Here is a 14,772-nt window from a genome sequence, read left to right as displayed (position 1 = left end):
CTACCTTCGGGTCGATGCGCCCCGACCTGCCCCGACTTGCCGACGTCCGGTTCGTTCTGGCCGTGGCTGTGCTGGCGCTGAACGACCACCTCCTCAAGCACGCATGGCCGTGTTGGTTCACGGGCAAGCTCAGCGATGTGGCCGGCTTGTTCGCCTTCGGATGGTTCTGGGTGGCAATGGTTCCGCATCGCAGGGACTCGGTGCTCATTGCGATCGCGGTCCTCTTTGCTTGGTGGAAGTCGCCGCTATCGCAGCCCGCTCTAGATGGATGGAACGGCATGGGGCTTTGGACCATGGGGCGCGTCGTGGACGCCACGGACCTGCTCGCCCTGCCTGTTTTGCTCTTATTGCGCTGCGCTTCCCTACCGTGCGTGGTACCGGGGCGGGCTGTGCGGTTCCTAACCGGAGTATTCGCGCTGTTCGTCTTCGGTGCCACGTCCATGCCGCGGGGCATGCTGATGCCCATGGATGTCACCACGCTGCACTATGAGGATGTGGACTACAAGTTGCGCACAACGGAAGCGGAACTATGGCGGGTCCTTGGGGCATTGGACGAGGTGCAGCCTTTGGACACCACACGCATCAGCACGGTGGGGAGCCCGGCCAAACACTATTGCCTCAACAACGTGAAGCTGCGGGAAGTGGGCGCACACTCGGTGAGATTCTCGTACTACCCACTGCGGGCCAAGCTCCGGTTCCACCTCATTGCCATCGACCCGGACCATCCCATCCGCGTTTTCAGCAGCGAGGAATTGGATGCGCACCGCGACCTGTACCGGCGCTTGTTCGAGCAAGCGGTGCTCAAGGCGGTGTCCCCATCCTCTGTTCCTCGTGGCGGCCCCGTGTACTACTGGCCGGAGGAGTAGTTGGACATGCTCGGTCCGATCCGCAAAGCTTCCGGCTATGACCGGTCACGCTGCGTGGAAGGATGAGGCGAACAAACCGCCTTTGCGGCCGTAAACCGGCCATGCCCGATCAGCTTGTATTGACAGCACGAAGCCGATGGTGGCGCGTGCTTGGCACTGTGCGCAACGCTTTCGGCCCCGGATCCTTCGTCCAACAAGGAGGGACTACCTCGTCATGGGCGATGGAACTCGAGAAGAGAGCCCAACGCATCCACACCTTGGGTGCATGGGTGGCGGCGGCGGCCAACATGGCCTTCGTGCTCAACGATATGGTGGTTGCACCCGACCATTGGCAACGGTTCGGCACCGTGCGTGCGCTGGTCGGTGCGTGCATCCTACTGGGCTTGTTCATCCGGAAGCGCTTCGGCCTGGGCCCTGCGATCCTGCTGTTCATCCCGTACACGCTCATCAGCGCGCAGAACGCCTACATGTGGAGCTACATGGACGCTGATGCGTTCCGCGACCACACCCTGGCGTACGCAACGTTGTTCCTCGGCGGGTCCATGATCGCGCTCTGGGCCGTGCGCTGGTCGGTCCTGGTGCTGCTGGCCAGCGTGGTGGCCAACGTCTGGTTCCTCTCCGTACAAAGCCAGCTAACGTTCGGCGAGATCATGGCCAATGGCGGGAACCTGATGATCACGGTGGCGCTCATCGCGACGCTGATGGTGCACAACCGCTACCGCCTGGCCAAGCGCGAGCTGATCCTGCGCGAACAGTTGCAGAAGGCCACCCAGGAGGCCCACGAACAACGTGCGCTCATCGAGGCGGCCCACAAAGACCTCACGGCCAGTATCCGTTACAGCCAGCGCATCCAGCAAGCGGTACTGCCCAAAGTGGACGGCATGGCGGGCCATGTGGCCGAGCATTTCGTGCTGCACCGACCCAAGGACATCGTCAGTGGTGACTTCCACTGGTGCGCGCATTTCGAAGGGCGTACGGTGATCGCCGCTGCCGACTGCACGGGACATGGCGTACCGGGTGCGTTGATGAGCATCCTCGGCAGCACATTGCTCAAGAAGGTGGTGGCGGATGAAAGGGAGCTGAGGCCCGCTGCGATCCTGGACCGCTTGCGTGATGAGGTGATCGAGGTGCTGAACCAGCAACAGCAGGAAGGGCCGAAGGACGGTATGGACATCGCCTTGTGCGTAGTGGACCATAAAAGCGGACGTGTGCACTACGCCGGGGCCAACAACCCGCTCTATCTGGTCCGCAACGGCGAACTGACGGAGCTGCGTGCCGATCGCATGCCCGTGGGCCAGCATTTCGTGGAGGCGACGGCATTCACCGAGCATGAGCTGGAGACCTCACCGGGGGACATGTTCTACTTGTGCTCGGATGGTTATCAGGACCAGTTCGGCGGCATTGATGGACGGAAATTCGGTCGCGCGCGGATGAGGGACTTGCTGGCCGAAGTGGCACAGCTACCGGCTGGCGAACAGCAGCGTCGTCTTACCCAGGCATTGGAGCTCTGGCAGCATGATCGCCCTGCGGTGGATGACGTGCTCGTGCTGGGGTTCCGTGTCTGACGGAACAAAGCCAAAACGAGAGCAGGCGTCAGGTCAAGGACAAGTGACGCACGGGAGGCGGAGGTTCAGGACAGCGGATCCTTCCGGCGTCTCTTCAACATCCTGAACGACAACACGCCCAAGCCGATACCCGCTGCAAGCGTTGTCAGGTAGAACACAAGACCTGGCTCAGGATGAAAGCCATTGGTTGAGGTCATCGGGAAGTAGAGGTCGAACAGCCAGGTGGTTTCGACCACTCCGTCGTGATAGTCGCATGGATCTTCAGTGGCAACGACCTCGTAGACCACATTGCCAATGAGCACCGCTGTAACGGTGGTTGCGATACCGATCAGGATGGCAAGAGGACGCTGCCAGCGCATCGCTCTCACACCCTCACCCCGTTCTTCCCTGCCAACGTCTTCTCCACCTCGCTGATCGCCCTGCGCGTCTTCAGCAGCGAGTCAGGCGTAACGCTGATGGTGTCGATACCGAGCTCCACCAGGAACTGTGCAAAGTCGGGGAAGTCGCTCGGACCCTGGCCGCAAATGCCCACCTTGGTCTTGGTCTTCTTCGCTGACGTGATGAGCATGCGCAGCATGCCCTTAACCGCATCGTTGCGCTCGTCGTAGATGTGCGCCACTAATGCGCTGTCGCGGTCCAAGCCTAGGGTGAGCTGCGTGAGGTCATTGCTGCCGATGGAGAAACCGTCGATGTACTTGCTGAACTCCTCGGCAAGGATGATGTTGCTCGGCACCTCGGCCATGAGGTAGAGTTCCAGACCTTCCTTGCCGCGCTTCAAGCCGTACTCGTCCATTACGGCTTTCACCTTTTTCAGTTCTTCCACGGTGCGGCAGAAGGGCACCATCACCACCACGTTCTTCAGGCCCATCTTCTCGCGCACTCGGCGGATGGCCTTGCACTCCAGCCCGAACGCTTCCTTGTAGGCCTCGCTGTAGTAGCGGCTTGCCCCACGCCAGCCGATCATCGGGTTCTCTTCCTCCGGTTCGAAATGTTCGCCGCCCAGGAGGTTCTTGTACTCGTTGCTCTTGAAGTCGCTGAAGCGCACGATCACCTTGTTGGGGTAGAAGGCCGCTGCGATCTTGGCGATGCCGTAGCTGAGGCGCTTCACGAAGAAGGTCTCTTCGTCCTCATAACCGTTGATGAGGTAACTGATCTTGCCGCTGAGGGCCACATCGCCGAGTTCCTTGTGCTGCAGCAGCGCGAGCGGGTGCGCCTGGATGTAGTTGTTGATGATGAACTCCTCGCGCGCCAAGCCCACACCGGCGTTCGGCAGGTGAGCGAACTTGAAGGCCAGGTCGGGGCTCGCCACGTTCAGCATGATGGGCGTCTTCGTGTCCGGCATGTCGGCCAGCAACGTTTCCTCTATGGTGTGGGGGATGATACCGCTGTAGATCACGCCGGTGTCGCCTTCGCAGCAGCTCGCCGTTACTTCCATCCCGGTATCGAGCAGGTCAGTGGCGTTGCCGCAACCCACGATGGCAGGCACACCCATCTCGCGCGCCACGATGGCGGCGTGACAGGTCCTGCCGCCTTTGTTGGTGATGATGGCGCTGGCCTTCTTCATGATCGGCTCCCAGTCGGGGTCGGTCATGTCGGTAACGAGCACATCGCCTTGCTGGAAGTCCTTGCCATCGCCACCGCCACCGCGGCCATCGAGGCTGAAGAGGATGCGCACTTTGCCTGCACCTACGCGGTCGCCGATGGCGATGCCTTTGGTGATCACTTTCACCTGTTCGGGCAGCGAGATCTTGTATTCCACCACGCGATCCGTGGCCTTGCGACTGTGGATCGTTTCGGGCCGCGCTTGAACGATGAACAACTGCTTGGTCAGTCCGTCCACGGCCCACTCCACGTCCATCGGGCACCAGTGGCCCTTCTTCTCGCTGTAGTACTTCTCAATGGCCGATACGCTGCGCGCCACTTCCAGCGCCTGCTCGTCGGTGATGCAGAAGCGGTTGCGTTGCGCGCGTTCCACGGGGATGGTGAGCGTGGGCTTACCGGGCTCCGCACCATAGACCATCTTCCGGTCCTTGTTGCCGAGCTTCTTCTCGATGATGCTGCTGAAGCCTTCGGCCAACGTGGGCTTGAAGACCAGGAACTCGTCCGGGCTCACTGCTCCTTGCACCACCATTTCACCAAGGCCATAGCTACCGTTGATGAGCACCACGTCCTTGAAGCCGCTCTCGGTATCGAGGCTGAAGGCCACACCGCTCGCACCCAGGTCGGAGCGTACCATTTTTTGTACGCCCACGCTCAGTCCCACATCGAAGTGGTCGTAGCCGAGGCTTTGGCGGTACACGATGGCGCGGTCCGTCCAGAGCGATGCGAAGCAGTTGCGCACCGCCGCGATGAGGTCCTGGTGTCCGCGGATGTTGAGGAAGGTCTCTTGTTGTCCGGCGAATGATGCATCGGGAAGGTCTTCCGCGGTGGCGCTCGATCGCACGGCCACGTCGGTGGCTTCCTGACCGTGCTGCTGGCTCAGTTCGTCGTAACGGGCCATGATGCCCTTCCAGATCTCCTCCGGGAACTTCCCGTTCTTGATGAGGGTACGCACCGCAAGACCTGTGCGACGGATGTTCTCCACGTCGTCCACGTCCAAGCCCGCCACGATGTCGCGGATCTTCTGGTCCAGCACGTTGTGAGCGATGAAGGCCTCGTAGCTCGCCACGGTGACAACGAAGCCCCCTGGTACTGTCACACCGAGCGGAGCGAGGTGCTGGATCATCTCGCCCAGGCTGGCGTTCTTGCCGCCCACCGTGGGGATGTCCTTCAACTCAACTTCGTGGAGCCACTTCAGGTAGGGGGCGGCAGAGCTCATAGGGGTCGGGTATTGTGCTGGGTAAGACGCGCGTTCAACGCAAAGTCATGGCGAAGGTTGTATTTCCGCTCCAGCGCCAACGGATCCATTGGATCGTAACAGATCGTGCCGTTGAAGGACCAGGATAGTATCGGTGCCCCAGGGGATGATGCGCTGGTAGGTGAAGGTGTCCACCGGCGCGAAGCCTTGGATGGGACCGGAGGCCACTACGTAGGCATCGTCTGCCACGAACCACCAGCTGATGCCTTCGCGCACGGTCTTGCGGCGGGGCCCCGGTCGATGCCAGCCGTTGAACTCGAAACCGCCGTCGATGTGCGATGGTGGTACGCCCATATGGCCGGTCAGATGGTCCAGAGCGGCCCATCGGGTGCGGCTCCAATTGAAGTGGTCGCGGAGCATGAGGCTGTACGGGATGGCCAGCAGCGCGAGCAACGCCCATGCTACCGGCCAGCGAACCGGGCGGTTCTTGGTGGCCGCGATGATCAGCAGGATCGCCAAGGGTGCCAGGATCAGTGTGTACCGATCGAAGAAGAGCGTGTTGAGCAGGGTGAAGCCTGCCCATGCTCCGCCGATAGCTGTGATGATGATGGCGAACCACCTGGCCGTCGGAAGGGGGGCAAGCTGGTCGTTGGACCTGCGCAGCACTGACCCGATGATGTAAAGCACACCGAGGCATACAACGGCGCGGAGCATTGCCAATGCCATGGGGTGCAGTTGACCACGAAAGTGCTCACCCCAGAAGGTGTCCTTCAGGAGCTTGGCGCCAAGGCCCAGGTCATACAGCACAAGGCCTTCGGGAAAGCGTGTCCATGTGGCGATCATGCACAAGGTCGCCAACGCCAGCACCACCCAGGCCCAGGGCGCGGGCCGCACAAGCCAACGCCGTGGTGATGCCGCACCGAGGCCGATGGCAAGCGGCAACAGCGGCAAGCCGATCAGGAACAACGACAGCCCCGTGCGTTTCACCAAGCCCAGGTCCAAGCTCTCCAGAACGGCCGCCGGGAGCGATGCAAGCGGTGCATACTGAGTGGCTGCCGGGACGAGCGTTGCTTTCCACCGCCCGAAGAGCACCAACATAACAACCGCGAGCACGAATGGCGCTATGGCCGCGAGCGCACGAGGCAAGCTCTTGGGACCGCGCAGGAAAAAGGCACATCCGAAAACCAGGGGCAGCACGATACCGTGCTGGCGGACGAACATGGCCACCATACCGATCGCACACGCGAGGACGAAGTGCAGCTTGCATTCACGGGCCATCCAACGCTGTGCACTCAGCAGCGAAAGCAGGGTGAAGAAGAGGAACGGCACTTCGGTCATGTACGTGACCACGAGCGCCAGGAACAACGGGTTCAACATCAACAGCAGGCTCGCGAACAGCGCCCTGCGGCGGTCGTTGGCCAGCAGGAACGCAAGCTGGTACATGAGCAAGGAACACCCGATGCCCAGCACCACCACTGCCCAGCGCAGTACCTCATGCGAAAACCCGAACACCTTGCAGAACGCGGCGCCCCAGAGCGTCTGCGCTATGAGCGTCATCGCGGGCCAATCGGAGAAGACGGACCGGCCGTCTTCAACAAGGTGCTTCACATCATGCGCGAAGGCCCAATCGTCGTTGAGGGGAAAATCCCCGCGCGGGTCGATGACCAGCAGCACCAGGGACCAGACCGCGAGCAGGAGGAGCGTGTGGTAGCGTGCCATGGTCGTCAACGGCGAAGGTGCACACGGGCGCCCGCATTCCTTGTTCCAGTTCAATGTGCGGTCGCACCATGGGCCAGCACTTTTGCCGCATAAACAACACACGCGATGAGCACCACTGCAGCACCCCTCACCCGCACCAAATGGACCATTGATCCCGCGCACAGCGAGATCCACTTCAAGGTGAAGCACTTGATGATCACCACCGTCACCGGCAGCTTCGGCAAGTACAAAGCGGAGATCATTGCGCCCGGCGACGACCTCAGCAAGGCCCGCGTCACCTTCCGTGCGGAGGCGGCCAGTGTCACCACCGGGAACGAGCAGCGCGATGCCCATTTGAAGAGCCCCGACTTCTTCGATACCGCGAAGCACCCGCACATTGTCTTCACGGCCACCCGCACCGAGGATGTCGATCACGACGGTTCATGGACGCTTCACGGCGATCTCACCATCAACGGCATCACCAAACCGATCGCGCTCGATGTGGAGTTCGGCGGCGTGATGAAGGACCCTTGGGGCAATACGAAGGCCGGCGTGAGCATCCACGGCAAGCTCGACCGCAAGCAGTGGGGGCTCAACTGGAACGCAGCGTTGGAAGCGGGCGGCCTGCTCGTGAGCGATGAAGTGCGCATTGCCTGCGAAGTGCAATTGGTGCAGCAGGGAGAAGCCTGAACGTCCCGTTTCGAAGAACGTGCAACGCGCGTCGTACGCCGGATCCGCGCGAACGATGCGCGTTGCTTTTGGTGCGGACCGCGCGAGGCGTGATGGCGCCGGGTATTCGCGGTTCGGTGGGTGATACGCCGTTCAGGCAGTGCGATGGGCAACCGGGAGTTTTGCCGGAAACAGTACCCCATGCTCAACCTCCACCAGCGCCTCATGCTCTTCGCCGGGGCGATCACTGCACCATGTGCTCTGATCGCGCAACCCGGTTCCCTCGATCCATCGTTCGGCGATAACGGTGTTGTGCAGAACGACCGTTGGGGTGCGCGTTCCATAGCGCTCAACAGCGCCGAGGATATCCTGGTCCTCACGGGCAGCGACGGGGTGCTGCTATGGGACAGTTCGGAGTTCCCGCCCGTGGAGTTTTTCCACACCGTTCCTTGGCTGCAGCGCTATTCCGATGATGGAACGTTGGATCTCCTGTTCGGTGCCCAGGGAACGATCGACCTGTCTCCATCCTTCCCGGGCTTCAGTGCAGAACATGTGCTCGTGCAAACCGATGACCGCATTCTATTGGTGGGCCATGCGTATTGGCCCGGCAATGTGTTGACCCCGGCCATTGCCCGCTTGCTTCCCGATGGCGAGCCCGATCCGGACTTTGGCGCGGGTGGTTTGTCGATGTTCGACCCCGCGCTCGCCGATGAAGTCCAGGTGCGCGGTGCGCTGCTTGACGGTGCGGGCCGCACGGTGGTGTTCGGCCGACGAGGCGTCGTGCATTCCGATGTGGCGCTGTTCCGTTGGTTGACCGATGGCTCGTTGGACGCCTCGTTCGGGAGCAATGGTCTTGTCCTGCTCGATCTCGGCGGTGATCCGGCAACGGGCACCGACCGCGTGGCGGATGCCGGAATATTGCCCGATGATGGCGTGCTGCTGACCGGGCAATGCCACAACGGAACAGCGCCCAAGGCCCTGTTCGTAGGCCGTTTGCTCAACGATGGTACGCCCGATCCCGGATTCGGGAACAACGGATTCGCCATGGATGGGCAGACGGCGCCACCGTGGACCGTTGCTACCAGCGTGGCCTTGCTCGACAACGGCAGTGCCCTGGTGGCCGGGGTGCGCACGGTGCCCGGACAAGTCGCGTTCCTGCGTCGGTACACGGCCAACGGTGCGTTGGACATGTCTTTCGGGCTTGCCGGTGAACTAACGGAGCCCACTGGCCCTGATGCCTCCGCCATCCTTGATCTGCTGCCGATCAACGGTGGGGGCGTATTGTGGTTGGCCGCTGATACCGGAGCGGTCGTGGGCCAATTCACTTCCAGCGGTGCACCTCAGCTCGCCTTCGGCAGTGCTGGGCGCACCAGTGTTTTCACCCAGCTATCGTGCCAACCCACCGATTTTCTGCAGTACAACGATGGACGGGTATTGGTTTCCGGCTCAGCGCTGGACAGCGATGGAGCGTTGCACTTGCAGATCTATCGCACGGCGGGCCCGGCAACGGGTTGGGAAGACCCCCGGACAACGGATCCAGTGATGGCAACGGTGCATGGGTCACCTTGGAGCGAAGGCAGTGCCGTGGTTCTGCATCTGCGGCAGCCGCTGCTATGCACCTTGGATGTGGTGGATGTACAGGGCAGGGTAGTGGCGAACATGATCAACGAAGAGCAGCTCGCACCGGGTGAGCACCGCTTCGAACTGAGCGCCATGCGTGAGCTGGCGGCGGGGCCGTACGGGCTGCGTCTGCAGATGGACGGGTTGGTCCGTCTGGTGCATGTGGTGCGATAGCCTTGGACGGGTCTGTTAGATTAAGTGTGTCACGATCTTGATCACTGATGTTGTTGATGTAGTTGGGTTTTCAACGAGGGGGTCTGGGGGAGACTGATAACGTGTTGATCGGTGTTGGCCAGTTGTGGATCGAAGCGCGGTCCGAAGAGCAAGCGTAACTCGGCTGCGATCTCACGCCAGGCGAAGATGGGCTTTGCGGCCATCTTCTCCACGATGCGCTGCTGGGCCAAGAAGAGCAGTTTGAGCAGGGCCATGTCGTTCTCGAAGACGCGCTTGGTCTTGGTGTATTTGCGCAACTGGGCATGGAAGCCCTCGATGGGGTTGGTGGTGTAGATCAGCCGCCGGATACGCTCGCTGTACCGGTATTGGCTGGCCAGAAGCGGCCAGTTGATGCGCCAGGAGTTCACCGCTTGCGGATAGCGCTCGCCCCATTTGTCGCTGAACACTTCCAGTGCTTGCAGGGCACGCTCCTCGTTGGGTGCCCGGTAGATGGCCCGCATGTCCTTGACCACTTCCTTGTAGTGCTTGTAGCTCACGTACTTCAAGGTGTTGCGCACCTGATGCACAATGCACAGCTGGATGTCGCTCTGCGGGTACACCAGCGCGATGGCCTCGGAGAAGCCGCTGAGGTTGTCGATGCACGCGATCAGCATGTCCTCCACCCCGCGCTGGCGTAGGTCGTGCAGCACGCTCAGCCAGAACTTGGCGCCTTCGTGCTGGCCAACGTAGAGGCCAAGCAGGTCCTTGTGGCCATCGGGGCCCACGCCAAGGGCGGTGTAAACGGCTTTGTTCACCACGCGACCCTCTTCCTTCACCTTGAAATGGATGGCATCGAGCCATACGATGGCGTAACGCGCTTCCAAGGGGCGCTGCCGCCATGCCTGCACATCGGCGACCACCTGGTCGGTCACCGCGCTGATGGTGGCTTCGCTCACTTCGATGCCGTAGAGGTCGCGCACATGGTCGCTGATGTCGCGCTGGCTCATCCCCAGTCCATAGAGCTTGATGATCTTCAGGTCCAGCTCGGCGTTCAGAACCCGTTCCCGTTTAGGCAGCAGCAGTGGGTCGAAGGTCCCGTTCCGGTCCCGCGGGGTGGCGATGTCCACCTCCCCGTGTGCGGTCTTCACCCGCTTGCGGCCGTGCCCGTTGCGCCGGTTGGCCTTGCCGGTGTCCTCTTCCAGATGCGCGCTCAGCTCTCCCCGTAGGGTGGCTTCCATCAGCCGTTTTACCAAGGGCGTCAGCACCCCTTCGCTGCCGCTGAGCGGCTTGCCCAGAAGCAATTGCTTCATGGCCTCCTTCTCGAAGGCTTCGTAATCGAACTTGTCCGTCTTGTCTTCCATGGGTCAGGGTTTGAAGTTCGCAACTCCGGCCTGACACACTTTACTGAACAGTCTCCCTTGGACGGTTGGCCCATGCGGTGAACTGGACTTACTCGTTCACATCGAACCGGGTCGTCGCCTGCCGCGTCTGGATCTGCGAACGGTCACCTCACCCTCATCTTCTCCAGGCCTTTCACGCCCTTCGTGATCAGTTCTTCCAACACCTTCGTATCCACATCGCTCAGGCGCTTGAAGTAGAGGCAGCCCACACCGGTGGAGTGCTTGCCCAGTTTCTTCAGCAGGGTGGCCGACTTGTCCAGACCGGTCAGGACGTACACCGATAGGTTCGCTTTGCGCGGGCTGAAGCCGGTGAGGAACCACTCGCCTTCACGGCCGCTGGCACCTTTGTAATGGTAACGACCAAAGCCAACGATGCTGGCACCCCACATGCGCGGTGGTTCGCCCGTCACCTTCTTCAGTAGTTTCATGATCGCGCGGCAGTCGGCGGCCACCTCCTCGGCTTGCTGGTCGATGAAGGCGTCAACACTGGCTTCGTTCTCCTTGGTCTTCAGTTCTGCTTTGGCCATGGTGCTGGTATTGAAGGATGTCGCGGGTCGTGCCGGATGCGCTATCCCGCGGTACTGGCCAGTTGCTCCACATAGATCCTGCTGCGCTCGCTGGCAATGCCGTCCACGGTGTGGCCCACCGCGCCGATCAGCAGCAGGCCCAGCCCGACGCCCTTCCAGATGGGTGTGCCACCAACGAAGGCCAGCACCACTCCGGCTGCGATCAGCACCGTCCATGCGATCTTGAGCGGTAACCAAGTGCGGTGCACACCCGCCATTCGCGGAACTTCTTTGGCCAGGAATGCGGCACGGTCCGTTCCGATCTCCTTGGCGAAGTCTTCAAGTCGTTGGTTATTGCTGCGCAACAGGAGCGGCCCGGCGACTGTGCCCAGGATCCCGACCACGGCCACAGGGATGAGCATGCCACGCGTGATGGTGCCCGGCTCCGCGACTTTCCAGATGGCGAAGGCGAGCAACAGGAACACAATGCCGCCCACCGTGTAGCAGATGGCGCCGAGGCGTTCTCCCTTGTAGTACTCCGTCATGTGGTGCAATAGGTCCATGGTGCTGGTGTTGGTCCCACAAATCAAATCGTCCGATGCACAAACAAAGCGATCGGGACACGGTGCACATTTGGCACAACCAACCGGTCCATGGCCACTCGCAAGGACACCGCCGCCTTCATCCTCGCCCAGCTCGGCCACCCCGGTCGCTTCAGTGTTTTCCCCATGTTCGGCGAGTTTGCCCTGTACACGGATGGCAAGGTGGTGGGCCTCATCTGCGACGATCAGCTCTACTTGAAGGTGATGCTGGAGAGCAAGGCGTTGGAACGCACCTGTGAGCTTGCGCCGCCATTCCCAGGTGCGAAGAACTACTACCTCGTGCCGGAAAATGCCATTGCAGCGCCGCGCGTGCTGGTGGAAACGTTGCTGCGCATGGCGGCAGTGCTGCCGTTCCCGAAGAAGAAGAAGAGCAAACGGGGTTGAACGCTGCGCGCCCTACTGCACGTCGGAAACCACGATGCGCAGTGAGCGCGCCACCGCGTCGGCATCCATCAGAGTGTAGAGCCCGGTGGCTGGCCGGAGCATGCTCACGGACACCGGTCCATGTGGCGAGGAGCGTTCCCACTGTACCGGCACTTGCCTACCGGTGGCATCCACCAGCAACGGATCGCCCGCTAGTCCTTCCACCAGGAACTTGCCGTTGCAGGGCATTGGCCAGGCGTGCAGTTCGCCACCACTGCCCCGTTGCACCACTGCAGTTGACGTGACCACGGCATGCCCTGCGGCATCGAATTCCTTCAAACGGTAATAGCTCCATCCCTCCAGCGGTGCGTGATCGACCAAGGCATAGTTCGACAGAACCTGGCTGTTGCCGGTGGCAGTCACACGGCCCACACGCGACCATTGCTCGCCGGTGGCGCTGCGTTCCACATCGAAGTGGTCGCTTCCGGTTTCCGTGGCGGTGGACCAGGTGGTGAGGACGGAAGGCCCATCGTTCACCGCATCGAAGGCAAGCAGTTCAACGGGCAGCACCGTTGGGCCGCACTGGATGCCGGCCGTGCCGAAGAAATCGAGGCTGACGCTCGTGTTGATGAAGCTCCAATTGCTGAAGCAGATGATGAACTGCTGCCCGGCGGTTACCGCCAAGGGTGGCGCGAAGTTGCCGGGACTTCCACCGGGCGGCGGCGGATTGGCCAAGCCCGTGCCGCCGACCGAAGTGGCGTTCCACACGCAGCGGACAGGCGGCAACGTGTTCGTGGCAATGGCGCTGCAGCTCGATGCACCGGTGAAGGGCCACATGGCCCAATCGTAGAAGCCGGCTTGCCCGCCGCCCGCGCCGAAACTGAAGGACAGCGAGCCTGAGCTGCCCACGGTGAAGAGGATCCATGTGCTGTTGAGCTCGCCCGCCAGCAGACAGCCGAACGGCGAGGTACCGCCCCAGGGTCCACCGCTGAAGAACGACGGGTTGCTCACGGAACCGGCAGGGGGTACTTCGTTCACATTGCCGAAGCCGCTGGGGGTGATGTTGAAGGTGAACGGATCACAGGCGCAACCGGCCGTGGCGCAATCGCCTCCGGGCGGAAGATTGCTGCAACCGCCGCCCGGCCCCGTACCGGGCACTGGACCCCCGCCGCCGCCGCCGGGACCACCACCGCCCGGATTGCTGCAACTGCCCCCATCGATGGGGATGTTCACTGTCAACGTGGCACCTGCGGCCAACGTGCCGGTGTACACCATGGCGCCGTTCTCGTCGGTGATGGTAATGCTGCCGCCTTGCCAGCCATTGTTGCCCGAGTCGTTCATGACCAGGACAAGGCACGTCGGGTCTAGACAAAGAGTGTCGTTCGTGTTAGACCCACCACTGCTAATGACCACGCCGTTCAAGGCCAGCGTCCATGTCATTTGCAGCGGGTTCAGCCCCGGGTCGCTGTTGATGTAATACGGGTTCTGCCCCCCGCTACAGTTGCCGCCGCCCCCCGGGTCACAATCGGCATCGTCGCCCATCTCGAATTGCTCGAAATCCTGCGATCCGTTGTTCAACGTGGTGTGGTCGTCCCAGCCACCGTCCTCCGCTTCAATGTCCCAATCGAGCCCGTCCCAGCCGTCGCCGCCGCTATCGAACATCAGCAGTGTGTAGCAGCCATCGGGCAGGCAGTAAGTCGCAGGTCCGAAAGGTGCTCCGCCGGTGACCCACGTTACCCCGTTCTGGTCAACCAGCGACCAGCTGATCTCCGTGTCGCCGGCGCCGTCGGGCATTTCGATGATGTAGTTGGTGCACTGGGCCCCTGCCACGCCCGGCAAGAGGATGGCCCCGACGAAAGCCAATACCCCTACCGACAACCGTGCGCGCAACATGGTGCGAATGTGACCTGGTGCCTCATGGCGACGAGGGTCGCCGCTGACGGAACGGGCAGGTGGGCGGACGAAGCGGCAGGCGCGCGGACCCCACGGTCAGCTCAGCATGAACGGGAAGGCCACGGGCAACCGACCTTCGCACCATGCGCATCATCACTTACGCGCCGCAGTACCAGTCGGACTGGAAACGCATCAATGTGGCTTGGATCGCCAAGAGCTTCGTGGTGGAGGATGTGGACCTGGAAGTGCTGGACCATCCGCAGGAGAACATCATCGCGCCCGGCGGATGCATCATACTGGCCATGGAAGGCGATGCGGTGGTGGGCACCTGCGCGCTGCTCTTCAGCAAACCCGGTGTGTACCAAATGGTGAAGATGGCCGTGGACGATGCGTGGAAGGGCAGGGGCTACGGCCGCGTGCTGTGCGAGGCCATCATCGAACGGGCCCGGCAGCAGGGCGGGCACACGCTCATGCTCTACAGCAACCGCGCTGGTGCAGCCACCGCCATTGCGCTTTACCGCACGCTCGGCTTCCGCGAATTGCCCTTGCCCTCGCAGGCATATGCCCGCGCAGACATCTACATGGAACTGCCGTTGGTGTGATTTCCTTCACCCCCGCACCGGCCCAACCCATGGATAAC

Annotated in this window: 12 protein-coding genes and 1 pseudogene; 6 read left to right on the top strand and 7 right to left on the bottom strand. The window is 61.9% G+C overall.

Going from position 1 to position 14,772, the window contains the following annotated elements; genetic code table 11:
- The first annotated feature begins 14 nt into the window (after nt 1-14).
- Together IPJ76_18560 and IPJ76_18555 are read left to right on the top strand one after the other, a co-directional pair.
- On the top strand, nt 15-866 hold the full coding sequence (locus IPJ76_18560) for a hypothetical protein (GenBank protein QQR86557.1): 852 nt from the start codon (nt 15-17) through the stop codon (nt 864-866).
- Between the two features lie 221 nt (nt 867-1,087).
- Nucleotides 1,088-2,431 (top strand): serine/threonine-protein phosphatase, encoded by a 1,344-nt coding sequence (locus IPJ76_18555; protein ID QQR86556.1) that lies wholly within the window; start codon nt 1,088-1,090, stop codon nt 2,429-2,431.
- 65 nt (nt 2,432-2,496) lie between these two features.
- Here the strand turns inward: IPJ76_18555 and IPJ76_18550 are convergent, their stop codons facing one another.
- Genes IPJ76_18550 through IPJ76_18540 form a run of 3 tightly spaced genes read right to left on the bottom strand, consistent with a single transcriptional unit; the run spans nt 2,497 to nt 6,947 of the window.
- Entirely contained in the window at nt 2,497-2,790 is a 294-nt protein-coding gene (locus IPJ76_18550; GenBank protein QQR86555.1) for a hypothetical protein, read from the bottom strand.
- 5 nt (nt 2,791-2,795) lie between these two features.
- Nucleotides 2,796-5,249, bottom strand: a complete 2,454-nt coding sequence (gene ppsA / locus IPJ76_18545) for a phosphoenolpyruvate synthase (protein QQR86554.1) — start codon at nt 5,247-5,249, stop codon at nt 2,796-2,798.
- A 45-nt stretch (nt 5,250-5,294) separates the two neighbouring features.
- A complete protein-coding gene (locus tag IPJ76_18540) occupies nt 5,295-6,947 on the bottom strand; it encodes a glycosyltransferase family 39 protein (protein QQR86553.1) in 1,653 nt (550 codons plus the stop codon).
- A 105-nt stretch (nt 6,948-7,052) separates the two neighbouring features.
- On the opposite strand from IPJ76_18540, the gene IPJ76_18535 reads away from it, so the two are divergent.
- Both IPJ76_18535 and IPJ76_18530 read left to right on the top strand, forming a co-directional pair.
- Nucleotides 7,053-7,616, top strand: coding sequence for a YceI family protein (locus IPJ76_18535; GenBank protein ID QQR86552.1), 564 nt, complete (start codon nt 7,053-7,055; stop codon nt 7,614-7,616).
- A gap of 180 nt (nt 7,617-7,796) precedes the next feature.
- Nucleotides 7,797-9,389, top strand: coding sequence for a hypothetical protein (locus tag IPJ76_18530; protein QQR86551.1), 1,593 nt, complete (start codon nt 7,797-7,799; stop codon nt 9,387-9,389).
- A 143-nt stretch (nt 9,390-9,532) separates the two neighbouring features.
- Here IPJ76_18530 and IPJ76_18525 read toward each other — a convergent pair.
- The 3 genes and pseudogenes from IPJ76_18525 to IPJ76_18515 form a co-directional block, all read right to left on the bottom strand.
- Nucleotides 9,533-10,729 (bottom strand): annotated as a pseudogene (locus IPJ76_18525) (IS256 family transposase).
- 143 nt (nt 10,730-10,872) lie between these two features.
- Nucleotides 10,873-11,295, bottom strand: coding sequence for a DUF1801 domain-containing protein (locus IPJ76_18520; protein ID QQR86550.1), 423 nt, complete (start codon nt 11,293-11,295; stop codon nt 10,873-10,875).
- A 41-nt stretch (nt 11,296-11,336) separates the two neighbouring features.
- Nucleotides 11,337-11,837 (bottom strand): hypothetical protein, encoded by a 501-nt coding sequence (locus IPJ76_18515; protein ID QQR86549.1) that lies wholly within the window; start codon nt 11,835-11,837, stop codon nt 11,337-11,339.
- Nucleotides 11,838-11,927: 90 nt separating this feature from the next.
- On the opposite strand from IPJ76_18515, the gene IPJ76_18510 reads away from it, so the two are divergent.
- Nucleotides 11,928-12,260 (top strand): TfoX/Sxy family protein, encoded by a 333-nt coding sequence (locus tag IPJ76_18510; GenBank protein QQR86548.1) that lies wholly within the window; start codon nt 11,928-11,930, stop codon nt 12,258-12,260.
- A gap of 12 nt (nt 12,261-12,272) precedes the next feature.
- On the opposite strand, the gene IPJ76_18505 is transcribed toward IPJ76_18510, so the two are convergent.
- Entirely contained in the window at nt 12,273-14,132 is a 1,860-nt protein-coding gene (locus IPJ76_18505) for a hypothetical protein (GenBank protein QQR86547.1), read from the bottom strand.
- 143 nt (nt 14,133-14,275) lie between these two features.
- On the opposite strand from IPJ76_18505, the gene IPJ76_18500 reads away from it, so the two are divergent.
- Nucleotides 14,276-14,734, top strand: coding sequence for a GNAT family N-acetyltransferase (locus tag IPJ76_18500; protein ID QQR86546.1), 459 nt, complete (start codon nt 14,276-14,278; stop codon nt 14,732-14,734).
- The last annotated feature ends 38 nt before the right edge of the window (nt 14,735-14,772 follow it).

Source organism: Flavobacteriales bacterium (assembly GCA_016699575.1).
Classification (GTDB): Bacteria; Bacteroidota; Bacteroidia; order Flavobacteriales_F; family PHOS-HE28; genus PHOS-HE28.
Note: the sequence above shows the minus strand (reverse complement) of the source record. Positions and strands in the feature narration are given on the sequence as shown.

Excerpts from the sequence above, each read along its gene's own strand:
- IPJ76_18560 (QQR86557.1), top strand. The coding sequence starts at position 15 with ATGCGCCCCGACCTGCCCCGACTTGCCGACGTCCGGTTCGTTCTGGCC.
- IPJ76_18555 (QQR86556.1), top strand. The coding sequence starts at position 1,088 with ATGGAACTCGAGAAGAGAGCCCAACGCATCCACACCTTGGGTGCATGG.
- IPJ76_18550 (QQR86555.1), bottom strand. The coding sequence starts at position 2,790 with ATGCGCTGGCAGCGTCCTCTTGCCATCCTGATCGGTATCGCAACCACC.
- ppsA (QQR86554.1), bottom strand. The coding sequence starts at position 5,249 with ATGAGCTCTGCCGCCCCCTACCTGAAGTGGCTCCACGAAGTTGAGTTG.
- IPJ76_18540 (QQR86553.1), bottom strand. The coding sequence starts at position 6,947 with ATGGCACGCTACCACACGCTCCTCCTGCTCGCGGTCTGGTCCCTGGTG.
- IPJ76_18535 (QQR86552.1), top strand. The coding sequence starts at position 7,053 with ATGAGCACCACTGCAGCACCCCTCACCCGCACCAAATGGACCATTGAT.
- IPJ76_18530 (QQR86551.1), top strand. The coding sequence starts at position 7,797 with ATGCTCAACCTCCACCAGCGCCTCATGCTCTTCGCCGGGGCGATCACT.
- IPJ76_18520 (QQR86550.1), bottom strand. The coding sequence starts at position 11,295 with ATGGCCAAAGCAGAACTGAAGACCAAGGAGAACGAAGCCAGTGTTGAC.
- IPJ76_18515 (QQR86549.1), bottom strand. The coding sequence starts at position 11,837 with ATGGACCTATTGCACCACATGACGGAGTACTACAAGGGAGAACGCCTC.
- IPJ76_18510 (QQR86548.1), top strand. The coding sequence starts at position 11,928 with ATGGCCACTCGCAAGGACACCGCCGCCTTCATCCTCGCCCAGCTCGGC.
- IPJ76_18505 (QQR86547.1), bottom strand. The coding sequence starts at position 14,132 with ATGTTGCGCGCACGGTTGTCGGTAGGGGTATTGGCTTTCGTCGGGGCC.
- IPJ76_18500 (QQR86546.1), top strand. The coding sequence starts at position 14,276 with ATGCGCATCATCACTTACGCGCCGCAGTACCAGTCGGACTGGAAACGC.